The 22633-nt window shown below is 68.4% G+C and carries 23 protein-coding genes, 1 tRNA gene and 1 pseudogene; 16 read left to right on the forward strand and 9 right to left on the reverse strand.

All coding sequences use genetic code 11. The annotated features are described in order from the left end of the window. Positions 1-152: 152 nt before the first annotated feature. On the reverse strand, positions 153-1247 hold the full coding sequence (locus tag FB561_RS13570) for an aminotransferase class V-fold PLP-dependent enzyme (RefSeq protein ID WP_145806615.1): 1095 nt from the start codon (positions 1245-1247) through the stop codon (positions 153-155). Between the two features lie 227 nt (positions 1248-1474). Between FB561_RS13570 and FB561_RS13575 the strand changes: the two genes are divergently transcribed. From FB561_RS13575 to FB561_RS13585, 3 genes and pseudogenes are all read left to right on the forward strand, one after another. After that, positions 1475-4648: a penicillin acylase family protein gene (locus FB561_RS13575; RefSeq protein WP_238334802.1), complete on the forward strand. Its 3174-nt coding sequence runs from the start codon at positions 1475-1477 to the stop codon at positions 4646-4648. 27 nt (positions 4649-4675) lie between these two features. After that, complete coding sequence (locus FB561_RS13580; RefSeq protein ID WP_145806617.1) at positions 4676-5317, forward strand: YbjQ family protein; 642 nt, start codon at positions 4676-4678, stop codon at positions 5315-5317. Then, positions 5298-6655 (forward strand): annotated as a pseudogene (locus tag FB561_RS13585) (GH1 family beta-glucosidase). The gene FB561_RS13580 and the pseudogene FB561_RS13585 overlap by 20 nt, the downstream one beginning before the upstream one ends. Here the strand turns inward: FB561_RS13585 and FB561_RS38600 are convergent. Beyond that, the gene (locus FB561_RS38600) at positions 6580-7032 is read right to left on the reverse strand and encodes a hypothetical protein (protein ID WP_238334803.1); all 453 of its coding nucleotides are present in this window, start codon (positions 7030-7032) and stop codon (positions 6580-6582) included. The pseudogene FB561_RS13585 and the gene FB561_RS38600 overlap by 76 nt on opposite strands. Here FB561_RS38600 and FB561_RS13590 point away from each other — a divergent pair. The 3 genes from FB561_RS13590 to FB561_RS13600 all read left to right on the forward strand — a co-directional run bounded on the left by FB561_RS13590 (position 7006) and on the right by FB561_RS13600 (position 9021). Next, positions 7006-7890, forward strand: a complete 885-nt coding sequence (locus FB561_RS13590; protein ID WP_238334804.1) for an MFS transporter — start codon at positions 7006-7008, stop codon at positions 7888-7890. The two genes, FB561_RS38600 and FB561_RS13590, sit on opposite strands and share 27 nt — an antisense overlap. 9 nt (positions 7891-7899) lie before the next feature. Continuing rightward, a complete protein-coding gene (locus tag FB561_RS13595) occupies positions 7900-8421 on the forward strand; it encodes a gamma carbonic anhydrase family protein (protein ID WP_145806619.1) in 522 nt (173 codons plus the stop codon). Between the two features lie 75 nt (positions 8422-8496). After that, the gene (locus FB561_RS13600; protein WP_145806621.1) at positions 8497-9021 is read left to right on the forward strand and encodes a type 1 glutamine amidotransferase domain-containing protein; all 525 of its coding nucleotides are present in this window, start codon (positions 8497-8499) and stop codon (positions 9019-9021) included. Here FB561_RS13600 and FB561_RS13605 read toward each other — a convergent pair. Further along, complete coding sequence (locus FB561_RS13605) at positions 8990-9952, reverse strand: RNA polymerase subunit sigma-70 (protein ID WP_238334805.1); 963 nt, start codon at positions 9950-9952, stop codon at positions 8990-8992. The genes FB561_RS13600 and FB561_RS13605 overlap by 32 nt on opposite strands. Before the next feature lie 87 nt (positions 9953-10039). Between FB561_RS13605 and FB561_RS13610 the strand changes: the two genes are divergently transcribed. Then, on the forward strand, positions 10040-10411 hold the full coding sequence (locus FB561_RS13610) for a nuclear transport factor 2 family protein (protein WP_145806623.1): 372 nt from the start codon (positions 10040-10042) through the stop codon (positions 10409-10411). Here FB561_RS13610 and FB561_RS13615 read toward each other — a convergent pair. Next, a complete protein-coding gene (locus tag FB561_RS13615; RefSeq protein WP_145806625.1) occupies positions 10399-11250 on the reverse strand; it encodes a LysR family transcriptional regulator in 852 nt (283 codons plus the stop codon). The two genes, FB561_RS13610 and FB561_RS13615, sit on opposite strands and share 13 nt — an antisense overlap. A 68-nt stretch (positions 11251-11318) precedes the next feature. On the opposite strand from FB561_RS13615, the gene FB561_RS13620 reads away from it, so the two are divergent. Beyond that, positions 11319-12230 carry an EamA family transporter gene (locus tag FB561_RS13620; protein ID WP_145806628.1) on the forward strand — a complete coding sequence of 304 codons (912 nt, stop codon included), beginning with the start codon at positions 11319-11321 and terminating at the stop codon, positions 12228-12230. Here the strand turns inward: FB561_RS13620 and FB561_RS13625 are convergent. Continuing rightward, complete coding sequence (locus tag FB561_RS13625; RefSeq protein ID WP_145806630.1) at positions 12196-12738, reverse strand: diguanylate cyclase domain-containing protein; 543 nt, start codon at positions 12736-12738, stop codon at positions 12196-12198. The two genes, FB561_RS13620 and FB561_RS13625, sit on opposite strands and share 35 nt — an antisense overlap. 204 nt (positions 12739-12942) lie before the next feature. Here FB561_RS13625 and FB561_RS13630 point away from each other — a divergent pair, with 204 nt between their 5' ends. After that, a complete protein-coding gene (locus FB561_RS13630) occupies positions 12943-14121 on the forward strand; it encodes an MFS transporter (RefSeq protein WP_238334806.1) in 1179 nt (392 codons plus the stop codon). On the opposite strand, the gene FB561_RS13635 is transcribed toward FB561_RS13630, so the two are convergent. After that, entirely contained in the window at positions 14105-15304 is a 1200-nt protein-coding gene (locus FB561_RS13635; RefSeq protein WP_145806635.1) for an MFS transporter, read from the reverse strand. The two genes, FB561_RS13630 and FB561_RS13635, sit on opposite strands and share 17 nt — an antisense overlap. A 60-nt stretch (positions 15305-15364) precedes the next feature. On the opposite strand from FB561_RS13635, the gene FB561_RS13640 reads away from it, so the two are divergent. The 4 genes from FB561_RS13640 to FB561_RS13655 all read left to right on the forward strand — a co-directional run bounded on the left by FB561_RS13640 (position 15365) and on the right by FB561_RS13655 (position 18010). Beyond that, positions 15365-15440: transfer RNA gene (locus FB561_RS13640), tRNA-Thr, on the forward strand. Positions 15441-15591: 151 nt separating this feature from the next. Beyond that, complete coding sequence (locus FB561_RS13645; protein WP_145806638.1) at positions 15592-16878, forward strand: site-specific integrase; 1287 nt, start codon at positions 15592-15594, stop codon at positions 16876-16878. A gap of 239 nt (positions 16879-17117) precedes the next feature. Beyond that, entirely contained in the window at positions 17118-17414 is a 297-nt protein-coding gene (locus FB561_RS13650; protein ID WP_145806640.1) for a hypothetical protein, read from the forward strand. Positions 17415-17599: 185 nt separating this feature from the next. Next, positions 17600-18010, forward strand: a complete 411-nt coding sequence (locus FB561_RS13655; protein WP_145806642.1) for a hypothetical protein — start codon at positions 17600-17602, stop codon at positions 18008-18010. A gap of 309 nt (positions 18011-18319) precedes the next feature. Here the strand turns inward: FB561_RS13655 and FB561_RS13660 are convergent, their stop codons facing one another. The 3 genes from FB561_RS13660 to FB561_RS37875 all read right to left on the reverse strand — a co-directional run bounded on the left by FB561_RS13660 (position 18320) and on the right by FB561_RS37875 (position 21010). Then, positions 18320-18793 (reverse strand): hypothetical protein, encoded by a 474-nt coding sequence (locus FB561_RS13660; protein WP_145806644.1) that lies wholly within the window; start codon positions 18791-18793, stop codon positions 18320-18322. A 398-nt stretch (positions 18794-19191) separates the two neighbouring features. Beyond that, positions 19192-20103, reverse strand: coding sequence for an NAD-dependent epimerase/dehydratase family protein (locus FB561_RS13665; RefSeq protein WP_170284657.1), 912 nt, complete (start codon positions 20101-20103; stop codon positions 19192-19194). 25 nt (positions 20104-20128) lie between these two features. Beyond that, complete coding sequence (locus FB561_RS37875) at positions 20129-21010, reverse strand: sigma-70 family RNA polymerase sigma factor (RefSeq protein ID WP_170284658.1); 882 nt, start codon at positions 21008-21010, stop codon at positions 20129-20131. Between the two features lie 116 nt (positions 21011-21126). Between FB561_RS37875 and FB561_RS39210 the strand changes: the two genes are divergently transcribed. The 3 genes from FB561_RS39210 to FB561_RS13680 all read left to right on the forward strand — a co-directional run bounded on the left by FB561_RS39210 (position 21127) and on the right by FB561_RS13680 (position 22618). After that, the gene (locus FB561_RS39210) at positions 21127-21516 is read left to right on the forward strand and encodes a helix-turn-helix domain-containing protein (protein WP_170284659.1); all 390 of its coding nucleotides are present in this window, start codon (positions 21127-21129) and stop codon (positions 21514-21516) included. A gap of 149 nt (positions 21517-21665) precedes the next feature. Next, on the forward strand, positions 21666-22112 hold the full coding sequence (locus FB561_RS13675) for a hypothetical protein (RefSeq protein ID WP_145806650.1): 447 nt from the start codon (positions 21666-21668) through the stop codon (positions 22110-22112). Next, positions 22109-22618, forward strand: coding sequence for a Pycsar system effector family protein (locus FB561_RS13680; protein ID WP_145806652.1), 510 nt, complete (start codon positions 22109-22111; stop codon positions 22616-22618). Before FB561_RS13675 ends, FB561_RS13680 begins: the two co-directional genes overlap by 4 nt. Positions 22619-22633 lie beyond the last annotated feature (15 nt).

Here is a 22633-nt window from a genome sequence, read left to right on the forward strand (position 1 = left end):
CCGACACACGGCAACCATCTCAGGGGTTAACCCACGAAGGCAGGGGTTGGCCCACCGAAATCCGGTGGGCCAACCCGCAAGTCCTTGGGTTAACCCCTGAGATGCGTCTGCGGGGGCGGGGCGGGGCGGCCGGGGCGGGGAGGGGGAGGGGGTTAGGTGGGGGTGGTGATCGCGGTCAGGCGGGTGAGGATGAGGGTGATCTCGTCGGGGTCCAGCGGGACCAGTTCGAGGACGAGTTCGTCGTCGGCCTGGCGGTCGGTGATCACGTAGATCGGCGGCGAGCCCGCCTCCAGCTCGGTCGCCACCCGCTCGGCGTGGGTCACCTTGACCAGGGCACGCGACAACGGCAGCCCGGTCGGGTCCGGCAGGATCTCGGCGACGATGCCGGGGAGCTCGTTCGCCTTGCGGACAAAGGAACTGACCTTCGCGTCCTGGTCCGCCTCCCACTTGGCCCGGTCCATCGCCTGCCACTCCTCGAGGGCGGTGAGGACACCGATGACGGCTTCCTTGGTCGGCTTCATCCCGCGCCCGATGCCGCGTTCCTGGGCCCGGACCGCCTGGACCAGCGACCGCGTCCCGCAGATCAGCCCGGCCGTCGGCGACGCGAGGTACTTCTGCCCGCTCACCAGCACCAGGTCCGCACCGGTGGCGAGCAGGTCCGCCGTCCGGGGGAGCTGGGCCGCTCCGTCGATGATCGCCGGTACTCCGCGGCGGTGCGCGGCACGGACCGCGGCGGTCAGGTCGAGCGGCTCGCCGTCGGTCAGGCGCGAGGACGTCAGCAGCAGGCACGTCACGTCCGGGCCGTCGAGCGCCTCGTCCAGATCGTCAATGGTGCAACGGGTTTCGTCGCCGGCGAGCACGACCTGCGCTCCCGACAGCCGGACCGCCTGGAGGTTGGACTGGCCGTAGTCGACGACATGCACGGCCGGCAGGACGACGCGGTTGTGCATGTCCCGGGCGTCCGGCAGCATCGCGATCCGGCGGGGTTCGGTGCCCGCCATCGAGGCCGCCACGGCCACCGTGATCGCGGCCGCGGTGCAGTGCACGACCGCACCGGCCTGGGCGCCGGTGGCATGCGCGATCGCTTCGCTCGCCCGGTCCCCGAGCTCGTCCATCACGAAGAACTCGGGCAACGCCTCCGCGACCGCAGCGGCCACCCCGGCCGAGCTTCGCGACACCCCGAGGGGAGTGAACGTCCCTCGCGCGTTGACCACAACACTCAACCGGTGCCGCTCATGGATGCTCATGGTTTTGATCACATTAGTGGTGACCCACCGTCATTGGCGAGAGATTGACCGCAACCGGTTGCCGCGACCTGGAAGTCCCGGTGGGGAAGGAATGTGAAAGGCCGGGTTGTCGGTTTTCGGCGCGCCACGCGGGCAGCTCTTGACCCCAAGCTACTGGTGAGTCATTCTCAGTTTTCGAGCATTCCCCTGCCGTCATCGCTCTGCCCCGAGTCGTGAGGGAGGACCCCGTGCTGCCCCGCCCGTCCCGCAAGACCGTTGCCGTGCTCGCCATCGGAGCCGTACTGACCGCCGGCCTCGCCGTTCCATCGCAGTCCGTCGCGCAACCACGAGCCGTGCCGCCACCGGACTACTGCGTCGGGCAGTGCGCGGACATCGTCCCACCCGGCCAGAACGGCAACGCCACCTTCACGGATCTCCTTCTTTTCAAGGGATTCGGGGTTCGCCCACCGCATTTCTCCGACACCGTGAAACCGTACGAGCGGCTGGTGTGGAACTCGGCCGGTATCACCGACGAAGGGCTCGCCGGGTACTTCGACGACTCCTCCTTCGGCGTCCGTCCCGACGACGTCGCGAGCACCGTGAAACCGCGCGCGGACGTCACCGTCGTCCGGGACAAGTCGCGTGGCATTCCGCACATCACCGGGACGACCCGCGAGGGGACGATGTTCGGTGCCGGGTACGCCGGGGCGCAGGACCGGTTGTTCGTGATGGACGTGTTCCGCCATCTCGGCCGGGGGCAGCTGACGCCGTTCGCGGGTGGGGCCGCGGGCAACCGTGCGTTCGAGCAGGAGTTCTGGCAGACGGCGCCGTACACCGAGGCGGAGTTGCAGCGGCAGTTCGACGACGCCGACGAGCGGTACGGGGCCGACGGGCTGAAGATGCAGAAGGACATCCAGGCCTGGGTCGACGGGGTGAACCACTACATCGCCACGGTCGGCATCGCGTACCCCGGTGAGTACATCGCCCTCGGTCTGCCGACCCCGCAGCCGTGGAAGGTCACCGACGTGGTCGCCACGGCGGCCGTGGTCGCGGGGATCTTCGGGACCGGTGGTGGCGGTGAGATGGCGTCCGCGTTGGCGTTGCTGGAGGCGCAGGCCAAGTACGGCGTTGCCCAGGGCACCGAGGTCTGGGAGTCCTTCCGATCGCAGAACGACCCGGAGGCCAACACCACCGTGCACAACGGCGCCACCTTCCCGTACGGCACGACCGGTCCGAATCCGGCCGGCCGCGCGTTGCCCGATCGCGGGTCGGTGACGCCCGAGCCGACCGTGGTCGACCAGACCGGTACCGCGGGTAAGAAGGCCGCACGTCCGAAGAGCAGTGTCACGCCGCCGATGAAGAAGCAGGGCAAGGAGGCGTTGCGCGGGATCTTCGACGGGGGCGTGTTCCCCGAGGGCTTCGGGTCGAAGGGGATGTCGAACGCGCTGCTCGTCTCCGGCGACCACACCGAGAGCGGCAACCCGATCGCCGTCTACGGCCCGCAGACCTCGTACTTCGCGCCGCAGTTGCTGTTGCGCCAGGAGCTGCAGGGACCCGGCGTCAGTTCCCGGGGCGTCGCGTTCGCCGGGCTGAACTTCTACACGTTGATCGGTCGCGGCGCCGACTACTCGTGGAGCGCCACGTCCGCCGGTCAGGACATCACCGACACGTACGCCGTGCCGTTGTGCGAACCGGGCGGCGGTACGCCGACCAAGGCGTCCACGCACTACCTGTTCCGGGACCAGTGTCTGCCGATCGAGAAGCTGGAGCGGCACAACGCGTGGTACGCCAGCCTCGGCTCGTCCGAACCGGCCGGCTCCTACACGTTGGTTGCCCAGCGCACCAAGTACGGGATCGTCACGCATCGGGGGACCGTCGGCGGGCGGCCGGTGCTGTTCACGAGGAACCGGTCCACGTACGGCAACGAGGCCGGGTCGGCGCTCGGGTTCATGCTGTTCAACGACCCGGACGCGATCCACTCGGCCGCGGACTTCCAGGACGCGGCGTCGAACATCGGCTACACGTTCAACTGGTTCTACACCGACAAGACCGACATCGCGTACTTCAACTCCGGCGACAACCCGGTCCGCGCGACCGGCGCCGATCCGGACCTGCCGACCTGGAGCAGTTACGAGTGGCAGGGCTGGGACCCGGGGACGAACCGGGCCACGTACACGCCGCCGGACGAGCACCCGCAGGTGGTGAACCAGGACTACCTGACCAGCTGGAACAACAAGCAGGCGCCCGGGTTCTCGGCCGCGGACGGCAACTTCGGCTACAACTCGGTGTACCGCAGCCAGCCGCTCGACGACCGGATCGAGGCCGTGATCGGGGCCGGGCAGAAGTTCACCCGCGGCCGGTTGGTCGAGGCGATGGAGGACGCCTCCACCGTCGACCTGCGCGCCGACCAGGTCCTTCCTTACCTGCTCCGGGTGCTGAAGAGTGCACCGATCACCGATCCGGCGCTCTCGGACGCGGTCGCCAAGCTCACTGTGTGGCAGCAGGCCGGCGGCCACCGCAGGACACCGAACGAGGCGTCCAAGACGTACGACCACGCCGAGGCGATCCGCATTCTCGACGCGTGGTGGCCGTTGCTCGTCCCGGCCCAGTTCCGGTCCGGTCTCGGTGCCGAGTTGTACGACGCGCTCGTGCACACGCAGAAGATCGACGAACGGCCCGGCGCCCAGGGGTCCGCCTTCCAGAACGGATGGTGGGGCTTCGTCCAGCGGGATCTGCGCAAGGTCCTCGGCGATCCGGTCGCGACGCCGCAACCGGTCACGTACTGCGGCGGTGGTTCGCTCACCTCGTGCCGGACCGTCCTCGCCGACTCCCTCGCGGCCGCGCTCCAGGTGCCCGCGGCGAGCACCTATCCGGCGACGGCCGACTGCGCCGCCGGGGACCAGTTCTGCGCGGACCAGATCGTGCACCAGCCGATGGGCGGCATCACCCAGGACCGGATGGCGTGGGTGAACCGGCCGACGTACCAGCAGGTGATCGAGTTCCCGGCGCGCCGGGGTGACGACGTGAGCAACCTCGCCGCGGGCCGGCCGGCGACGGCGAGCAGTTACGAGAGCGGGCTGCTCGGCTCGTACCCGCCGGCGAAGGCGGTGGACGGGGATCCGAAGACGCGGTGGGCGAGCGCTTGGTCCGATCCACAGTGGCTCAAGGTGGATCTCGGCGCCGAGAAGACCATTGGCCGGGCGGTGCTGCAGTGGGAGTCGGCGTACGCGCGGCAGTACCGGGTCGAAGTGTCCCGGGACAACGTGAACTGGCAGCAGGTGTTTGCCCGGAGCAACGGGGACGGTGGTCAGGAGGTGGCCCGGTTCGCCCCGGTCCAGGCGCGGTACGTGCGGGTGGTCGGGACGCAGCGGGCGACGTCGTACGGGTACTCGCTGCACGAGTTCCAGGTCTTCCCGCGATGAGGGGCCGGTGCCTGCGAGGATGGCCCCATGAACCAGCCATTCCCCCCGAACCCGAACCAGCCGCCGTACCCGCCGCAGCAGGGCGGATACCAGCAGGGACCGCCGCCCGGGTACGCCCCGCCGCCGCAGCAGGGGTACCAGCAGGGCCCGCCGCCGCAGCAGGGGTACCAGCAGGGCCCGCCGCAGCAGGGGTACGGTCACGCGCCCGGCAACTACCAGCCGGTGCGGCAGTCCAACGTGCCGCACGTGGCGCCGGCCGGTTCGCCGTACCCGGTGCTGGTGTCGACGATGAACGACCTGCCCGGGTTCGCCGCGGAGAAGGTGTTCGGCGAGGTGTTCGGGCTGACGGTCCGGAGCCGGGACTTCGGCTCGAACTTCACCGCCAGCTTCCGCTCGCTCGGTGGTGGCGAGGTGCCGGAGTACACCCAGATGCTGGCCGAGTCGCGGCACGTCGCCGTGATGCGGATGTGCCAGATGGCCCAGCAGATGGGCGCGAACGCGATCCTGGCGATGCGGTTCGACTGCAACGAGATCGCGAACACGATGAGCGAGGTGGCGGCGTACGGGACCGCGGTGATCGTCCGCAAGGAGGAGCCGCCCCGGCCGCAGGACAACAACCCCAGGCCCCCGGCCGGCGAGGACGATGCGGATGGTAAGTCAGCCAGCTGAGTTCGGCCCCGGGTTCCACTGGGGTGTCTCCACCTCGGCGTACCAGATCGAGGGGGCCGCGACCGAAGGCGGTCGCGGCCCGTCCAGCTGGGACACCTTCACCGCGGAGCCGGGTCGCGTACTCGACGGGAGCACGGGCGCCATCGCCTGCGACCACTACCACCGGTACGCCGAGGACGTGGCGTTGCTGCGGGAGCTCGGGGTCGACACGTACCGGTTCTCGTTCTCCTGGTCGCGGATCCAGCCGGAGGGCAGCGGTCCGGTCAACGGTGAGGGGCTCGCGTTCTACGACCGGCTGATCGACGAGCTGCTCGCGGCTGGGATCCGGCCCGCGCCGACGCTGTTCCACTGGGACACCCCGCAGCCGTTGGAGGACGCGGGCGGCTGGCTCGACCGCGACATCACCGAGCGATTCGCGGACTACGCGACGCTGCTCGGCCGGCGCTTCGCCGACCGGGTGCCGCAGTGGATCACGATCAACGAGCCGATGGTGATCACCCTGCTCGGGTACGCCGTCGGCGCGCACGCTCCCGGCCGGCAGCTCGGGTTCGAGGCGCTCCCGGTCGCGCATCACCAGCTGCTCGCCCACGGCCGGGCCGTCCAGGCTCTGCGGGCCGCGGGAGCGTCGAACATCGGGATCGCGAGCAACCACGCCCCGACCTGGCCCGCGAGCGACAGCGCCGAGGACGTGGCCGCCGCCGAGCTCTACGACACGCTGATCAACTGGTTGTTCGCCGACCCGGTCCTGCTCGGCCGGTACCCGAACGAGGGGCTCGCCGCGGCGATGCCCGGCCCGGTCGAGGACGACCTCGCGGTCATCTCGACGCCGCTCGACTTCTTCGGGCTCAACCACTACTCACCGACGAGCGTGGGCGCCCCGACCGGGAACCCGGACACCGCCGCGACCGACGGACTGCCGTTGCCACCGGGGCTGCCGTTCGAACCACGCGAGCTGACCGGGTACCCGAAGACCGACTTCGGCTGGCCGATCGTGCCGGCCGCGTTCACCGAGATCCTGCACACGCTGCGGCAGCGGTACGGCGACCGGTTGCCGCCGATCTACATCACCGAGAACGGCTGCGCGATCAACGATCAGCCGATCGACGACGAACGCCGGATCGCCTACCTGGACACCTACCTGCGGGCGCTGCGGCAGGCGATGGACGACGGCATCGACGTCCGCGGGTACTTCCAGTGGTCGCTGCTGGACAACTCGAATGGGCGGCCGGGTACTCGCAGCGCTTCGGGCTCGTCCACGTCGACTACGCGACCCAGCGGCGCACCCCGAAGGCGTCGTACGGGTGGTTCCGGGACGTGATCGCCAAGAGCCGGTCCTGAGGCCGGGTGAGCGCGCAACCGGCCCTGGCCGAGCCGACGACCCGGGTCCGCGGCCGATGGACGACGGCCGTCGTACTGGCCAACGTCGGCGTCTTCGCGGCCTGGCTCGGGCCGATCCAGGTGCTGCTCGCGCAACAGTCCGAAGCGGTTGCTCCGAGCAACAAGGAGTTCGTCTTCGGCGTGGTCACCGGGGTCGGGGCGGCCGTCTCGGTGGTGGCGAATCCGGTCTTCGGCGCCGCCTCGGACCGGACTGCTTCGCGCTTCGGCCGCCGGGTCCCGTGGGTGCTCGCGGGCGCCGTCGGGGAGCGCTGGGTCTCGCCGTCCTCGCGGGTGCGGACGCCGTGGTCTGGATGCTCGCGGGTTGGTGCCTGGTGCAACTGTTCTGCAACGCGCTGCTGGCCGCGATCACGGCCGCCGTACCGGACCGCGTTCCCAGGGTGCAACGTGGCCTCGTCGGTGGCTGGGTCGCGCTGGCTCAGACCCTCGGTGCTCTGGTCGGCGTGGGACTCGCGACCGTCGTCGGCGGAATCGGCGCCGGGTACCTGGCCTGTGCGGCGTTCCTGCTGGTCTCGGCGGTCCCCTATCTCCTGGGCAGCGGCGATCAACGGCTGGCCGAGCGCGTACCGATGCGGTGGACCGAGTTCCTCAAGGGATTCTGGATCAGCCCCCGGCGGTCCCCGGACTTCGGCTGGGCGTGGCTCACCCGGTTCCTGCTCAACCTCGGCAACGGGCTGGGCACGTTGTACCTCTTCTTCTACCTGCAGGACGCGGTCGGCCACGACGACCCGGACACCGGCGTCCTCGTCCTCACCGCGATCTACAGCCTGTGCGTCGTCCTGACCGCGGTGACGTCGGGCTCGTGGTCCGACCGGGTCGGGCGGCGCAAGGTGTTCGTCACCGGATCCGGCGTCGTGATGGCGGTGGCGGCCGGGATCCTCGCGGTGTGGCCGACGTGGCCGGGCGCGATCGTCGGCGCGGTGGTCCTCGGGACCGGGTTCGGGGTGTACCTGTCGGTGGACTTCGCCCTGCTCACCGAGGTCCTGCCGAGCGCGCGTGACCGGGCCAAGGACCTCGGCGTCGTCAACATCGCGAACTCGCTGCCCCAGGTGGTCGCCCCGGCGCTCGCGGCCCCGATCGTCAAGTACCTCGGCGGGTACCCGGTCCTCTACGCCCTCGCCGCCGGCGTCACCCTGCTCGGCGCGATCCTGGTGAGGCAGTTCAGGACAGTGGCCTAGAGTGCGGCCATGCCGCTCTTCGCGTTCGAGGGCAAGCGCCCGACCGTGCACCCGGAAGCCTTCATCGCGCCGACCGCCACGTTGGTGGGTGATGTCGTCGTCGAGAAGGGCGCCTCGGTCTGGTACGGCGTGGTGATCCGCGCCGACCTCGGCCGGGTGATCATCCGGGAAGGGGCGAACATCCAGGACAACTCGGTGATCCACGTGAACACCGGGGTCTGCGAGGTCGGCAAGGACGCCACCGTCGGACACCTCTGCCTGGTCCACCACTGCACGATCGGCGAGTCCGCGCTGATCGGCAACGGCGCAATCGTGCTCGACGGCGCCGTCGTCGGCAGCCGGACCCTGGTCGCCGCCGGCGCGACCGTCACGCCGGGCGCGGAGGTCCCGCCGGAGTCGGTTGCGATGGGCAGCCCGGCGAAGAAGATCGTCCCGCTGGAAGGCACCGCCAAGCTCTTCGTCGACCACAACGCGGCCGTCTACCACGACCTCGCCCGCCGGCACGCGGCCTCGGTGGAAGAGGTCGAGTAGACCCGCCCGACCGGGGTACCGGGGCCGGACGGGCGGTCACAAGGACTGCCATCGAACCGGCTGGAGGAGTTGGTCATGCGCAAGAAGATCGCGTTCCTGGTCGCCGCCGAGGGCATCGAGCGGGTCGAGCTGACCGAACCGTGGCGGGCCCTCAAGGACGCTGGCCACGATCCCGTGCTGCTGAGCCCCGGGACCGGTGAGGTCCAGACGTTCGACCATCTGACCCCGTCGGTGAAGTTCCCGGTCGACCGGCCGGTCGCCGACGCGTCGGTCGACGACTTCGACGCGCTGGTCCTGCCGGGTGGGGTCGCCAACCCGGATGCGCTGCGGCAGGACGAGGAGTCGGTCACGTTCGTCCACGACTTCGTCGGCTCCGGCAAACCGGTGGCGGCGATCTGTCACGCGCCGTGGACCCTGGTCGAGGCGGACGTGCTGCGCGGGAAGACGGTCACCTCGTGGCCGAGCCTGCAGACCGATCTGCGGAACGCGGGCGCGACCTGGGTCGATCAGGAGGTCGTCACCGACGGCAACCTGATCTTCAGCCGGAACCCCGACGACCTGCCGGCCTTCACCAAGACCCTGCTCGCGGCGATCGGCTGAGCTCGGCCGGGAGCCCGAACCGCTGGGGGAGGTGCGGCGCGAGGAACCGCGTGATGCCGGTGACCTGGCCTTGCTCGATCGTCAGGACCAGGATGCCGGTGGCCTCCGCGGTGTCACCTGAGGCGAGGTAGCAGCCGAACGCGGGTTGGCCGTTCGCCGTGGTCGGGCGGAGGACCAGGTACCGGCCGTCGCGCCAGCGTGCGCTGGTCCGCAGGAAGCCATCGACAGCCGCCCGGCCGAGGTACTCGTGGGTCGCCGGCGGCATCGTGAGCCAGGCGTCGTCCGACAGCAACGCGACCACGGCATCGACATCGTCACGGCTGAACGCCTCCGCGAACTGCCGCGCCACCTCCTCGTCGTACTCCGTCGTGGCGCGCGGACCTGGTTGGGTGCGCGTCATCGAGGCTCGGGCGCGTTGGAGCAGCCCCTTCACCACGGTCGGCCGGACGTCGAGGATCTCGGCGACCTCGGCCGCGGAGTACCCGAGCACGTCGCCGAGCAGGAGGGCCGCTGTCTGGCGTGGAGGCAATGTCTGGAGCGCGGCGACGAACGCGAGCCGCATCGTCTCCTGCGATACGACGTGGCTCGCCGGATCTTCCTGAGCGTCGGGGTACGGCTGGAGCCAGGGGGTGTCCATCGCGCGGGTGGGTTCGGGTGGTTCGAACGGCGGGGTGGGCGCGATCGGCGGGCGGCGTCTGCCGTTGCGGATCGCGTTGAGGCAGAGGTTGGTGGCGATCCGGTACAGCCAGGTCCGCAGCGACGAACGTCCCGCGAAACCGTCGATCCCTCGCCAGGCCGCGACCAGGGTCTCCTGCAGCAGGTCGTCCGCGTCGTCGACCGAGCCGAGCATCCGGTAGCAGTGGACGTGCAGTTCGCGCAGATGCGGCTGCACCATCCCGCGGAAGGCGTGCTCGTCGGTCACGATCGTCACGTCTTCATGGTCGCAAAGGGCACCGACCGTTCCGATCGCGCTCGCGTGCGTGTCAGTACCAGGAAACCGACCTCGAGAGGGAGACCGATGACCGACCAAGCTCTGCGGACCACACTCGCCTACTTCGAAGCATGGACGGGCGGTGACTTCGACAAGGCGATGACCTACGTCTCGCCGGACATCACCTGCGACGCTCCGGCCGGACGGTTGCAGGGGGCCGAGGCGTTCCGCGCGTTCATGGGCCCGTTCGCGGGGATGTTGCGCAGCGCCGGCCTGCGCGCGGCGTACGGGGACGACTCCACGGCGCTGCTCATGTACGACACGGAAACGGCCCTGGTCGCGCATGCCCCTGGAGCCGAGCGGCATACCGTGCACGACGGCCTGATCACGCACGTGCAGATCATCTTCGACCGGCTCCCATTCGAGGAGGCGCGCCGCGGAGCCGATCAGGCGCGGTAGACCTCGGTGATCAGGGCGACCGCCGCCTGCGTGGACGGGTGCGGGTCCTGCCGCGGCCAGATCACCCGCACCGGTACCGGCGGTGCGCCCTGCAGCGGACGGAACACGACGCCGGCCCGGGCGTACTGAGTGGCCGTGCTCTCGGGGGTGATGCCGACGTGGCCGCCGGCCGCGATCAGCGCGAGCCAATCGTCCACGTCGGCGGTGTACTCGAGCCGTGGCTGGCTCCCGGTCGGCCAGAGTTCGGGGGAGGTGGTGCCGGTCCGCCGGTCGACCAGGACGACGCGGTCGCGGACCTCGTCGAGCTTGATCGACCGGCGCCGGGCCCACGCGTCGTCGGCGGCGATCACGACGTGCCGCCGTTCCACCCCGACGACCATGCTCGCGAAGTGCTTTTCGTCGACCGCGGTACGGACCACGGCGAGGTCGCAGGCACCTTCGGCGAGACCACCGCTCGGGGTGTTGGTCCGGACCAGGACGAGCTCGATCTCGGGATGCAGCTTCGCCCACTGCCGCTGGAACGCGGTGGTGTGCCGGCCGAGCGCGGACCAGGCGTGGCCGAGCCGAAACCGGGAGTGGCCGGACCTGGCTTCGCGGACGATGTCGTCCAGTTCGTCCAGGAGATGACGCGCCCGGCCGACCAGCTGGGTTCCGGCCGGCGTCATCGCGACACTGCGGCTGGTTCGGTGCAGGAGCCGGACACCGAGGGTCCGTTCGAGGCTCGCCAGGGTCCGCGAGACGGCGGCCTGGGACATGCCGAGATCGATCGCGGCGTCGGTGAAACTGCCCGCCTCGACGATCGCGACCAGGCAGCGCAGGTGCCGGAGTTCGACGTCCATGCGTCCAGCGTATAGATGGCGCGTTCGATGCATTATGTGTATTGCCGCGTCAGGCACATCCTGCCGGTATGAGTGCCAGCACCGTGGGCCCGGCCGGCGAGGTCGAGGTCGTCGAGGTCGTCGTCCCGGCCGCCGAGCGGACCGGACGGTTCCGCGCTGTCGGCCTGATGCTCGCGAGCGCGTCGTCGAACCAGTTCGGCGCGGCCGTCGGCGCGCTCGGCTTCCCCGCCCTCGGCCCGGCCGGGGTGGTCGCGATCCGGCAATGGGTCGCGGCCGTGGTGATGATGACCGCGGTCCGCCCGCCGCTGCGCTCGTTCACCCGGCGCGAGTGGATCCCCGTCCTCGGACTCGCCGCGATCTACGCCACGATGAACCTCACCCTCTACACCGCCGTCGACCGGATCGGGCTCGGCCTCGCGGTCACCCTGGAGTTCCTCGGCCCGCTCACCGTCGCGCTCGCCGCCCTGCGTCGCAGGGTCGACCTGTTCTGCGCGGTGTTCGCGGGCGCGGCCGTGATGGTGCTGATGCGGCCGCAGCCCACGACGGACTACCTCGGCATCGCCATGGGGTTGGTGGCCGCGTGCTGCTGGGCGGGGTACATCCTGCTCAACCGGACATTGGGGCGCCGGCTGCCGTCGGCTCAGGGTGCCGCTGCTTCCGCCGCGGTCTCGGCGCTGGCGTACCTGCCAGTGGGGGTGTGGATCCTGGTCCACCACACGCCGGGAGCGCAGTACCTCGCGTACGCGGCGGTGGCGGGGGTGCTGTCGTCGGCGGTGCCGTACTTGGTGGATCTGTTCGCGCTGCGGATCGTGCGGCCGGGGTTCTTCGGGATGTTCATGAGTGTGCACCCGTTGCTGGCGGTGGTGGTCGGGTGGCTGATCCTGGACCAGCGCGTCGGTTGGGTGGAGTGGGTCGCGATCTGCGCGATCGTCGCCGCCAACGCGATCAGCGTCGCCACCGCACAACGCGGCCGGCTCTGATCCTCACACGCCGTAACAGCTCTCCGGCCCGCCTTCTCGGTGCGGTGGGTGGAGTGGTGCGGGATTTTGCGTGGTGCAGGTCGCCGGCGGCGGCCTGCAGCAACTCGGCGGGATGGCCGTTGTCCCTCCACCGGACCACGCCCGCCGAGGCGGTGACGGCGACCACGAGGATCCTGGTCCGACGGACCGCGCGGCGCAGGTCGCGGACCACGGCGTCGGCGTCCGTGTCGGCGTCGGGCGGGTCCGGGACGACGGCGACGAACTGGTCGCCGCCGAGGTGGGCCGCGTTCCCTCCGTGGCCTTGGGCAACCTTCTGCACGTTGCCGGCGATCTTGGCGACGAGGCGATCGCCGGTCCCGTCGCCGTAGCGCCGGTTGACCTTGCCCATCGCGTCGAGGTCCAGCAGCACCAGCACCCCGGTCGGCGCCGCGGCGAGGGTATGGAGGACGAGGTCCGTCCCGGCGGTCATGCCGGCGACGGCGCGCTGGTACTGGCCGAGCTCGTCCATCAATCCGCCACACCCGGTAGCAATGCGGTCACCATGGCTTCCCCTCGGCCGACCCAGCCGCCCCCAGCCGGACCTTTCGATGATAGAACCGCGGGTCGCTGCTCACCACGGGGTTTGTTTCTGGAGGTGTCCGTGGTGGCGGTGAGCTGGGATGCTGAGCGAGGTTCGTTCGGGGGTTCCGGGAGTCGGGAGGGTGTGCAGAGCGTGGACGTGGTTCGGTCGGTGGGGTTGCGGAGCCGGTGGGTGCCGATCGCGGCGTACGCGGCGGCCGGTGCGGCGACGCAGCTGGTCTGGCTCAACTTCGCCGGCGTCACCACGGTCGCGGCCACCCGGTACGGGGTCTCGGAGACCGCGATCGGCTGGCTCGCCCAGGTGTTCCCGCTGGTGTACGTCGTGCTCGCGATCCCCGCCGGGCTGGTGCTCGACCGGTGGTTCCGCAGCGGCCTCGTCGTCGGCGTACTCCTGACCGCTCTCGGCGCCGTCCTCCGGCTGATCGGTGACGACTACAGCTGGTTGCTGGTCGGTCAGCTCGTCGCGTCGATCGCCCAGCCAGTGGTACTGAACGCGGTCACCGGGATCACCGGAAGGTACCTGGCGGAGAAGGACCGGCCGACCGGGATCGCGATCGGCACGGCCGGGATCTTCGCCGGCATGGTGATCGCGTTCGTGCTGTCCGCGGTGTACTCGTCCGGGTCCGATCTGCCGACCGTGCTGGCGGTGTCGGCCGGGTTCTCGGTGGTTGCCGCCGGCGCCATGATCGTTGCTCTACGCAAGGAGGGCGAGCATCGCCTGGACCGAGCGAGGCCCGATCGCGGGGCGTTGCGGGCGACCTGGGGCGATCCGCTGATCCGCCGATTGTGCGTGCTCGCGATCTTCCCGTTCGGAGTGTTCGTTGCCATCACCACCTTCGCGCAGGCTCTCCTCGAACCAGCGGGCGTGAGTGGCGAGACGGCCAGCACGATCCTGCTGGTCAACGTCGTCGCGGGTGTCGCCGGGAGCGCGGTGATCCCCGTCCTCGTCGTCCGCCGGCGCGCCGAGTCCACCTTGCTCGTCACGAGTCTGACCGCGACCTCGCTGGCCTGCGTCGCCCTGGCCCTGGTACCAGGTGCCCTCGTCGGGTTCGTGGCGATCACCACGATCGGGTTGCTGCTGCTCCCGGCCCTGCCGATCGTGCTGGAGCTGGTGGAACGACGCACCGGCGAGGCCGACGGTACCGGGGCCGGCCTGATCTGGATGGCGGGCAACCTCGGTGGCCTTCTGGTCGCGACCGCGGTGGGTCTGCTGGTGGACCACCCGACGGCCGCGTTCCTGGTACTGGCGGTTGTCGCCCTGGTCGCCGTACCGGGTGCGTCTGCGTTGCGCCGGTCTATCGCCGCGCTCTGAGCAACGCGATCCCGGTCCCGGCCGCGGCGAGCAAACCACCCGCGCCGGCGACGACGAAGGTGACGCGGGCGTCGGTCTGTTCGAGGAGGACGCCGCCGAGCAGGTACGAAACCCCGGCGGCCACACCGATCGCGCCGTACAGGTTGCCGAACACCCGACCGAGCATCGCCGCCGGGACGACCCGTTGCAGGTGGGTGTTGACTCCGACGTCGATCGCGGCGATCCCGAGCCCGCGGATCGTCTGCAACGCGAGCGCGGCCAAGACGGCCCAGGCGAGCCCGGTGAACAGGTTGCCGGCGCTGCTCACCGCGAACCCGACGACCATCAACACCGGCATCGAGAACCACCGACCGACCCGGGCCAGCAGCAGGAATCCAACGATCAGGCCGATCCCCACCCCGGCGTACAAGGTCGCCGCGGCCGAGTCGGTCGCGCGCAACTCCTCCTTCGCGAGGAACACCATCGCGACGTCGTCCACCCCACTGAACGCGACCACGGCGAAGAATCCGAGCCCGATCACCCGCACGGCCTTCGTCCGCCAGATGTACCCGAGCCCCTCCCTCACGTTGCTCAGGAGGCTGCCCTCGCGGTGTTCGGCCCTGGGCGGGAGCGCGGGGAGCCGGCTGAGGAGTACCGCGGACACCAGGAACGTGGCGGCGTCGATCAGCAGAATCTCGCGAACATCGAGCACCAGGAACAACCCGGCCGCCACCAACGGCCCGATCGCCTCCAACCCGTTGGTCCCGGCCCCCAACGTGGAGTTCGCCGCCTCGAGCTCGTCGTCCCGCACCAACGCGGGCAACGCACTCCGCGACCCCGCCTGAAAGACCTGCGCCACCACACCCCGTACGGCCACCAGCACCAGCAACACAGGCAACGGCGGCAACGCGACCGCCATCGCCACCACCAGCAGCCCTTGCAAGACATCACAAACCACCAGCACCCGCCGGAGATCGAGCCGATCCCCGACAGCCCCCGCCAAAGCCCCGAACAACCCCGGCACGAAGTCCCCGGCAAGCAGCAGCAACGCCACGGCCAACGCGGCCCCGGTGTCCGCCTCGACGAACAACAGCAACGCCACCAGACTCAGCGAGTCCCCGAGGAAAGACACCGACCGAGCCACGAAAAGCACTCGGAATGCCCGGTTCCCCCGGACCAACCCGACCGCACCACCCGAACCCATCCCCAGATCCTCTACGATGGTCCAGCAAAACCGCAGCCGGTTTACCACCGGCAGCACCCAGCCGGCGTGGCGCAACTGGCAGCGCACCGCTCTTGTAAAGCGGTGGTTAGGGGTTCGAGTCCCCTCGCCGGCTCCACCACTGACCTGCGGTTACTACAAAGAGTGATCGCGGTGACTGTCGGTCTGTCAATGGATCTGTCAATGAGTACCCTCGTGCTGTGGCCGGACGACGCAGTTCAGCGGGGCGTGAGCGCGGGTACGTCCGCACCCGTGGGGGCTCTCATCAGGTGCTTGTGTACGCCGGGGTGGACCCCGTCACGGGCAAGGACTCGTACCTAAGCGAGTCGACCCGGGACGAGAAGAAGATCCCGGAGATCAGATCTCGGCTGCTGGCCAAAGTCGATCGCCAACGGAATGCGGCAACGAAAGCGACACTGGCGTACACGCTCGACGCATGGATGGAGGTCCACGAGGCCGGTGAGTCGACGCTGGACGACTATCGCGCGTTGATCGAGCGCACGATAGCTCCCGCCCTCGGTGACGTCCCAGTGTCGAAGATCGGCGCACACGCACTGGAACGGTTCTATGCCCAGCTCAGGCGCTGCCGCGCCCGGTGCAATGGCAAACCCTTTGTCGAGCACCGCGCCGCTGATCCGCATGAGTGTCGCAGCGTGCAGCACCGCTGGAGGCCCGGACGTCCAAGCGCGAAGTCTCAGGCTGAGCACGACTGTGTCGTTGCTCAGTGCAAGGTAGTCGAGTGCGCTGACCACGTTTGCAAGCCGTTGTCAGCAGCAACGGTGCGTAAGGTCCACTTCATCATCAGCGGTGCGCTCGCAGCTGCGACCCGCTGGGACTGGATAGCCAGCAATCCAGCGACCGAGGCCAAGAAGCCAAAGCAGACTGCGCCTCAACCGAAGCCGCCGACGTCCGAGGAAGCTGTGCGGATCGTCGCCGCAGCGTGGGACCAGGACGAGGATTGGGGGATGCTGATCTGGCTCAAGATGGTAACCGGAGCGCGCCGCGGGGAGCTGCTTGCCCTTCGCTGGCAGGACGTTCACCTAGGCGAGGGCGTTCTGGAGATTCGCCGCAGCTTCACCCAGCGGAGGGGCAAAGCGCGCGAGAAGGACACTAAGACTCACCAGATGCGACGGATCAGCGTCGATCCAGACACCATCGACCTTCTCCAGCAGCACCAACGCCGCTGTCAAAGCCTCCTGGAGCAGCTCGGGATCCCGTACAACGAATCCGCCTTCGTTTTCTCGTACGAACCCGACCATGGCCGGCCATGTAACCCAGACGGCATCAGCCACCGCTACGCGAAGATGTGTGCAGGGCTGAATATCGCTAGCCATCTCCACACCCTGCGGCACTACTCGGCAACTGAGCTGATCAGCTCCGGCGTCGACATCCGCACGGTCGCCGGCCGCCTGGGGCACGGCGGCGGAGGCACAACAACCTTGCGTGTGTACACCGCTTGGGTCGCTCAATCAGACAGACAGGCCGCCAGCATCCTGGCCAACAAGATGGTCAGACCCGGCGCCACACCCCCAGGCACATCAGGCCAAGACTCCTAGCCGCTAGATCGGCCGGCGCATCCGTGCTCCCAGGCGCCAGGCACCAGCGCGCGTAGCACGTCTTTGCAAAGGCGGTTGTGGCACTCCCGCTCACCTAAGCGCCAGATTGAGAGGCGTGGGCTCGACCGGTTCCGCCCCCTGAGTGACCGGTTGAGCCCGTCGGCGCACATCCCCTGGGCACGCGGAGGGCACGCCCTTCCAAGCCGCACAACCTCCTCTGCTCAGCCATACTGGCGGCCATGAACTGGCCCGAAGGAAGCAAGGGACAGATCCTTGCCGGTGTCTATCTAATCGCCTTCGTGGCGATGGTGACCGGCTTGGTCTTGGCGCTCTACAACCAGGCGACCGGCGGTGATGGCGCTCAGTTGACTGCAGGTTTTGCCTTGTTCGTCGTCGCTCAGTTGACCATCACAGCCATCGCCGTTGGCCTGCGAAGTACTCTTCCGGACGAGGCTGACTTTAAGTACCAGCGAGTGTGGCACCGCCTAACGTTGGGTCGTGAGCTGGCGACGGCAATGCGCCTACTTAGGCCCTGAGTTCCTGAGGCATCGAACACCCACCCCTGCGCCGTCTCCGAGTTGTTCGACTCGTGGGCTTGCTTCACGGCGTCGGCAGGCGCAACCGGTGTGGGCACGTTGGGGGTCAGACTGGGATCAGCACCCGCTGGTCCGGCCCCACCGCCACGCCGGCGGTACTCAGAGCGAGGTGGAGGTGGAGTCCGATGGATGCGGAGCTGACGAATGAGCTGAGGCAGTTGCGCCACACGGTGGACAGCCTGCGTCAGGCGATCGAGTCTGCGACAGCATCGACGCTGCGGCGCAAGGTGGTGGTGGTTCGCGCAGCGGACGAGGGTCGTGAAGTTGACCCGGAGCCGGCAGCTCTATTCGATCCGCTGATCGCATGGGCTAACGTCAGCGCTCAACTGACAGGGCGCATTAAGGAGCTCGCGTTGTTTGAGCGTGGCGACCGAGAGGTCGGGGGCGCGCTCAGGCCAGACGAACCTTTCGCGGCGCTCCTGGAGACCGTGCAGGCAACGCGCCAGGCGCGCCTGGAGGTTGCACGCGCGTACCAGAGCGCTGGCCGGGAGCTTCCAGCGGAGCTCCTTGCTGACATCCCACCGGACTGGCCCTAGCCCAAAGCCAAGGCCTGAGTCTCACGTAGCCAGTTTGGAAGATCGGTCGACCGCCCGCTCAACGCCTGGCGCTGAGCCTGAGTCGATGCCCACCGGTTGACCTCGGTTGACCCCAGATGCCGCCTCGTAATCGTTCGCTAATCGCTCGCGGGCCGATCGACTCCGAGAGATTCAAAGTTGCTGATCCGGTGTCGACCGGGATCTACCGAGCCCCTGTCCTGGTCGATGCTGAGCGTGAAACGCACCCGACCGTCGCGAGCTGTCCACCGCCGTCCAGGGGTGTTGTTAGCAAATCTGTTAGCAAGCTCGTCAGGTGATTGCGTGGGCCGGGTCGATGATGGACTCACGCTCGGACGCTCTCGCGACCTGGCGTCGGCTCTTGAATCCGAACTCAGTTCTCACGGCGGCCCTCAGTCGCAAACGTTGCGCCCGGAAGCGAATGAACAACTCCTTTGCCTGCTCGGTCATCGGATCAGAAGGCGACTGCCGTTGTGCCAACGAGCCGATCTCGTGGGAGGTCTTGATGCACGCGAGAAACGTCTCATGCACGTCGTCGGACGCGTAGAGGTCAACCAAGGTCATCGTCCGACGGAGCTTCTCGTTGTCCAGCTCAATCGGCCCGGTACCGGGTGAGTATCCAGCGTTCGTCGCGGCGCGGCGAAAGTCAGTGTCGACCGCTTCGAGAGCATCGATGAGCACGTCTCGAACCCGGTCGTGGTGACGTTGGAGGCGGTCGTTTCGCAAGGTTCGACTACCTGCTAGGTAGGTCGTGATGATGCCCACCAGACCTACAATTGCTGGGGCGAGGTCACCCAGAACAGATGCTGCACCCATCACAACCACTCGTGTGCTCCCTACGGTTCATACCGCATGCCGCCAGTTCGATCCGCCATTCTGGCCCCGTCCCCCTGATAGCTGCCAAACCAGGTCAGCGCGGCGCGTGTCAAAAGTCGGCTTGCCGATCCCGTAGGGACGCCTCTGGCGCTCTTGATGCGGGGCGTGGTGGCCGTACGATCGAGCGGCCAGGGGGACGGGGCTAACCGGCGGTCAGACGCCAGGCACGTCGGTCATTGGCAGTTGGGATCGCGTGGACGGAGAAGCGTCCTGCTGTTGGGCTCCGGCGAGGACGGCGCCCCAGCGCCGCCCGCAGCCGGGGCCGCGCGCCGAAGGCGCGCCCTTGACTAAGTAGAGGTGTAGCCGGCAGTCGCTGCTAGCCAGGTGTCGCGGATCGAGTCGGTAAGTGGGACCGTCGGCATCCAACCCAACCGCTTCCTCGCGATTGTGATGTCGGCGCATTGCCAGGCCACAGCTCCGGCGGACGCTTTGTGAGTACCGGCACTGCCGGATCGCTCCTCCAGTAGGGCACCCGTGCGGCTGACCTCGATGAGGTGCTTGACCCAGTCGCCGGTCTGGACGGCCTCGCCTCGGCCGATGTTGGCGACGGGAGGCACTTCCCCATCAAGCAGTGCGGCGGAGCAGGCGGCTGCGGCAACGTCTCGGACGTCGACGTAATCGCGCCAGCCGGCGAGTGAGTCGAGTGTGATCTTAGGCTGTCCTGTTGCGGTTCTAAGCTGCTCGATGAGGCCGCCCAGCATGGTACTCGTCGGCGACTGCGGACCGCTGATGTTGAAGATCCGCAGAACGGTCGCGTCGAGGCCCTGACTGCGGGCGCGGAGAACGAGTTCAGATGCCGCGAGCTTGGTGTAGCCGTAAGGGCTCCCTGGCTGGGTCGGGGATTGCTCGTCCATTGGTGCCTCGGCCGTCGGTGCGCCGTACTCGGCTGACGAGCCGAGTTGCACCAGGCGCGCGCTCGGCGCCCTGCCTAAGAGAGCGAGCAGCAGAGTCTGCATGGCAACCACATTGCCGAGCATCAGATCCGTCGTCGAACCACGTACTGCTCCCGAGCAGTTGATTACTGTCGTCGGAGCGAAACTGCTGATGAGGTCATTGACGACGTCCTGTGGTGCTCGGGCTAGATCAATCGCAGCATCGAAGCCTTGCTTTGGTGTGCGAGTGATGGCTACGCATTCGATGGACCGCTCTCGGAGTCTGGTGAGGACATGCTGCCCGAGGAAACCGGAGGCGCCGAGCACAAGCACTCGCTGGGTCAGGTGAGGCCTAGCGCTGCTGGCGGAGGCGCTCTCGGCGGCGTACGGGCGCGATGAGTTCGGCATTGCTGACCTCCTGCGAGTCAGGGTCGTAGTCGCAGCGGACGAGACACGACCATAGGTGACCGCGGGTCTCGCGATAGAGCTCGGCGATGTGTTCGGCCAGGTACAAGGCCCCGCCTCTGGAACCTGGGGCATGGATGCCGGCGCAGTACAGCCATGTTCCGTTGCCATCGGGCCGTGGGAGCGTTCCGAGATACGCCAAGTCGCCCTTCTCGCCGGTGTGGTGCGGGGAGCGGAGCTTGTCGCCCGAAGTCTTGTCGAGCAGATACCAGCTCTCGTCATCCCGCTCGAACCCGTAAGACGAGTCCGACGCCAGGATCTGCGTTAGCCACGGAGACTGCCGGGGCCCGCAGGTGACGACCAGCCCGTCTCGGTTCAGGTCAACGTACTCGCCGGCAGGCAAGTGCTCAGTCTCAGTTGCTAGGCCGTACTCGCGGGCTAAGGACTCGATGTCCTTTCGGAACGCGATGTCGCTCTCATGAACGACCGGACGCTGAGGTCCTTCGGGGTACGGAGCCTGCTCGACAGGCAGGACGACATGAACCGTATCGCCGCTGCTCAAGAGCAGCCGTTCCGGTCGCCGACGCGGTGCGCCTAGCTGGGAGAGCCTCGCGATTGAGATTCCGGCTTCAGCCGAGATTTGGGCAAGAGTCATCCCTTGTCCGCGCAACGCGTCGACCGCTCCACGGCGGATCTCGCCCACCTCGACTGTGATCGCTTGAAGGGTGGCGAGGACCTCCCCGGAGTACTGGAGCTGCTCCATGGGGTCTTCGATCGACCGCAGCCGCTCAACTTCCTTCACTGACGCCTCCCTCTCCTTCGCGACCATCCTAGTGCCTCTACAGATGTCTCTTCAGGGGGCCTTGAATTTCTGATTCAAGGGGTGCTTAAATGTTTCGTACAGCCCAGGCAAAGTAGCCGGACTTGAGGATGAAGAGGTCGCAGATGACAGACAAGGCAGCCGGTGCGGGTGATCACTCAGCCACGCTCGGAGAGGGACCCGGCGGACCGAGCAGGCTTCGCCAGCGCGGCCGAGAACTCGCGCTAGAAAGCGCCCTGCGGAAGCGTGCCGCCGGCGTACCGAGCTACACGATTCCCGAGGCCGCTGCGCTGTGCAGCGTCTCTCAGGAGCACCTCTACAGGCTCGTACGGGACAACGCGTTCCCCGCCATTCGGATGCAGCGGGGGGACGGCAAGGGCCGCTATGTCATTCCTGCACGGGCGGTCGAGCAGCTGCTTCAGGACGCGGCCTCTGGCAGCGGGTGCGTGGAAGCAAGCGACTGGTCGAGCACGTGGAACAGCACCCTTCGGCAGTCGGCTGGTGGCGCCGCGTGAGGGCCGCTGGTGATCGCTGGTGCAGCGGTGTCCCGCCCGCCCCCGAGCGAAGAACAAGCGAGATGGATTTAGACCGGCCCCGCACAGGCGCCAACCAGAACAGGGCCGGTTCTCCCTTCACTCAGGTACGAGTTCGAGAGGTCTACAGCATGACTGATGACGTGCGGAGCGGCACGGAGTGGGTGCCGCGGTTTGGGATGTTGGATCTACCGGCCGATCGGGCGGCCCTGATCCGTGGCTTGTTCGAGTTGGCCGCGTTCGTGGTCGACCACCCGGAGTTTGCGCTGCCAGCTGTGCGGGCTGTGATCTGGCCGGCCGGTTGGCAGGATGACTTCTCAGCGGCCTGCGGTGAGGTTGATCGCGTAGCGGGTGCCTTGCACGTTGAGGCTCAGCTGCGCAAGGGCCAGTACGTGGCTGAGGCGGCTTTTGGTCCTGTGGACGTCACGTCGTTTGTGATCTCCGCCGAGGCTCGCGCCGAGCACGACGCCTTGAGTTCGTACAGGGGCAGCGTGCGGCCGGAGGCATCGACACAGGAGCGGCCCGGTCATCACGCCGAGGCTGAGCCGGCGGCGCGTTACGGCGGTGGTTCGCGATGAGCGAGCAATTGGACCTGGCGAAGTGGATGCATGACTCGGCTGCTGGTGCGATCGAGCGGGCCGACAACAAGGCGGGTTTCGCGGTACCGGTCGAGAGCGCTCTGACCGCGGTCGTCCTGGCGCTCGTCTCGCAGTCGGGCGGCTCTCCGATAGGCGCCAGGGTGCTGCTCGGGCTGTCGCTGGTGGCGCTCGCCGTGGCGATCGTCGCGGCAATGCTGGTCGTCGTACCGCGTCTGCATGCCCCGGGCAAGGATCTGGTGCCGGGGGAGTTTCTGTACTTCGGTGCTGTCCGGCTGCGGTCGATCGGTGAGCTGGGTCGGCACTTCTTCACGTTCCCCAGCGAGGGGCCTCAGGTCGCGCAGCCGTGGGAGGCGGTGAGTCACCAGGCGAAGGTCCTGTCGGAGATCGCGTGGGCGAAGCACCGGTTGGTGCGGGTGTCGTTCCTGGCGGTGTCGTTGGGTGGGTTCTTGGCTGCGGCCGCTTGGTTGCTGGGCGGTGGTCGGTGATGGAGCGTCGTCCGA

This window comes from Kribbella amoyensis, from assembly GCF_007828865.1.
Classification (GTDB): Bacteria; Actinomycetota; Actinomycetes; order Propionibacteriales; family Kribbellaceae; genus Kribbella; species Kribbella amoyensis.

What these genes read in the sequence shown, in the direction of transcription:
- FB561_RS13570 (WP_145806615.1), bottom strand. Translation starts at nt 1,247, where the DNA reads ATGAGCATCCATGAGCGGCACCGGTTGAGTGTTGTGGTCAACGCGCGA.
- FB561_RS13580 (WP_145806617.1), top strand. Translation starts at nt 4,676, where the DNA reads ATGAACCAGCCATTCCCCCCGAACCCGAACCAGCCGCCGTACCCGCCG.
- FB561_RS13590 (WP_238334804.1), top strand. Translation starts at nt 7,006, where the DNA reads ATGCTCGCGGGTTGGTGCCTGGTGCAACTGTTCTGCAACGCGCTGCTG.
- FB561_RS13595 (WP_145806619.1), top strand. Translation starts at nt 7,900, where the DNA reads ATGCCGCTCTTCGCGTTCGAGGGCAAGCGCCCGACCGTGCACCCGGAA.
- FB561_RS13600 (WP_145806621.1), top strand. Translation starts at nt 8,497, where the DNA reads ATGCGCAAGAAGATCGCGTTCCTGGTCGCCGCCGAGGGCATCGAGCGG.
- FB561_RS13610 (WP_145806623.1), top strand. Translation starts at nt 10,040, where the DNA reads ATGACCGACCAAGCTCTGCGGACCACACTCGCCTACTTCGAAGCATGG.
- FB561_RS13615 (WP_145806625.1), bottom strand. Translation starts at nt 11,250, where the DNA reads ATGGACGTCGAACTCCGGCACCTGCGCTGCCTGGTCGCGATCGTCGAG.
- FB561_RS13620 (WP_145806628.1), top strand. Translation starts at nt 11,319, where the DNA reads ATGAGTGCCAGCACCGTGGGCCCGGCCGGCGAGGTCGAGGTCGTCGAG.
- FB561_RS13625 (WP_145806630.1), bottom strand. Translation starts at nt 12,738, where the DNA reads ATGGACGAGCTCGGCCAGTACCAGCGCGCCGTCGCCGGCATGACCGCC.
- FB561_RS13635 (WP_145806635.1), bottom strand. Translation starts at nt 15,304, where the DNA reads ATGGGTTCGGGTGGTGCGGTCGGGTTGGTCCGGGGGAACCGGGCATTC.
- FB561_RS13650 (WP_145806640.1), top strand. Translation starts at nt 17,118, where the DNA reads ATGAACTGGCCCGAAGGAAGCAAGGGACAGATCCTTGCCGGTGTCTAT.
- FB561_RS13655 (WP_145806642.1), top strand. Translation starts at nt 17,600, where the DNA reads ATGGATGCGGAGCTGACGAATGAGCTGAGGCAGTTGCGCCACACGGTG.
- FB561_RS37875 (WP_170284658.1), bottom strand. Translation starts at nt 21,010, where the DNA reads ATGGTCGCGAAGGAGAGGGAGGCGTCAGTGAAGGAAGTTGAGCGGCTG.
- FB561_RS39210 (WP_170284659.1), top strand. Translation starts at nt 21,127, where the DNA reads ATGACAGACAAGGCAGCCGGTGCGGGTGATCACTCAGCCACGCTCGGA.
- FB561_RS13675 (WP_145806650.1), top strand. Translation starts at nt 21,666, where the DNA reads ATGACTGATGACGTGCGGAGCGGCACGGAGTGGGTGCCGCGGTTTGGG.
- FB561_RS13680 (WP_145806652.1), top strand. Translation starts at nt 22,109, where the DNA reads ATGAGCGAGCAATTGGACCTGGCGAAGTGGATGCATGACTCGGCTGCT.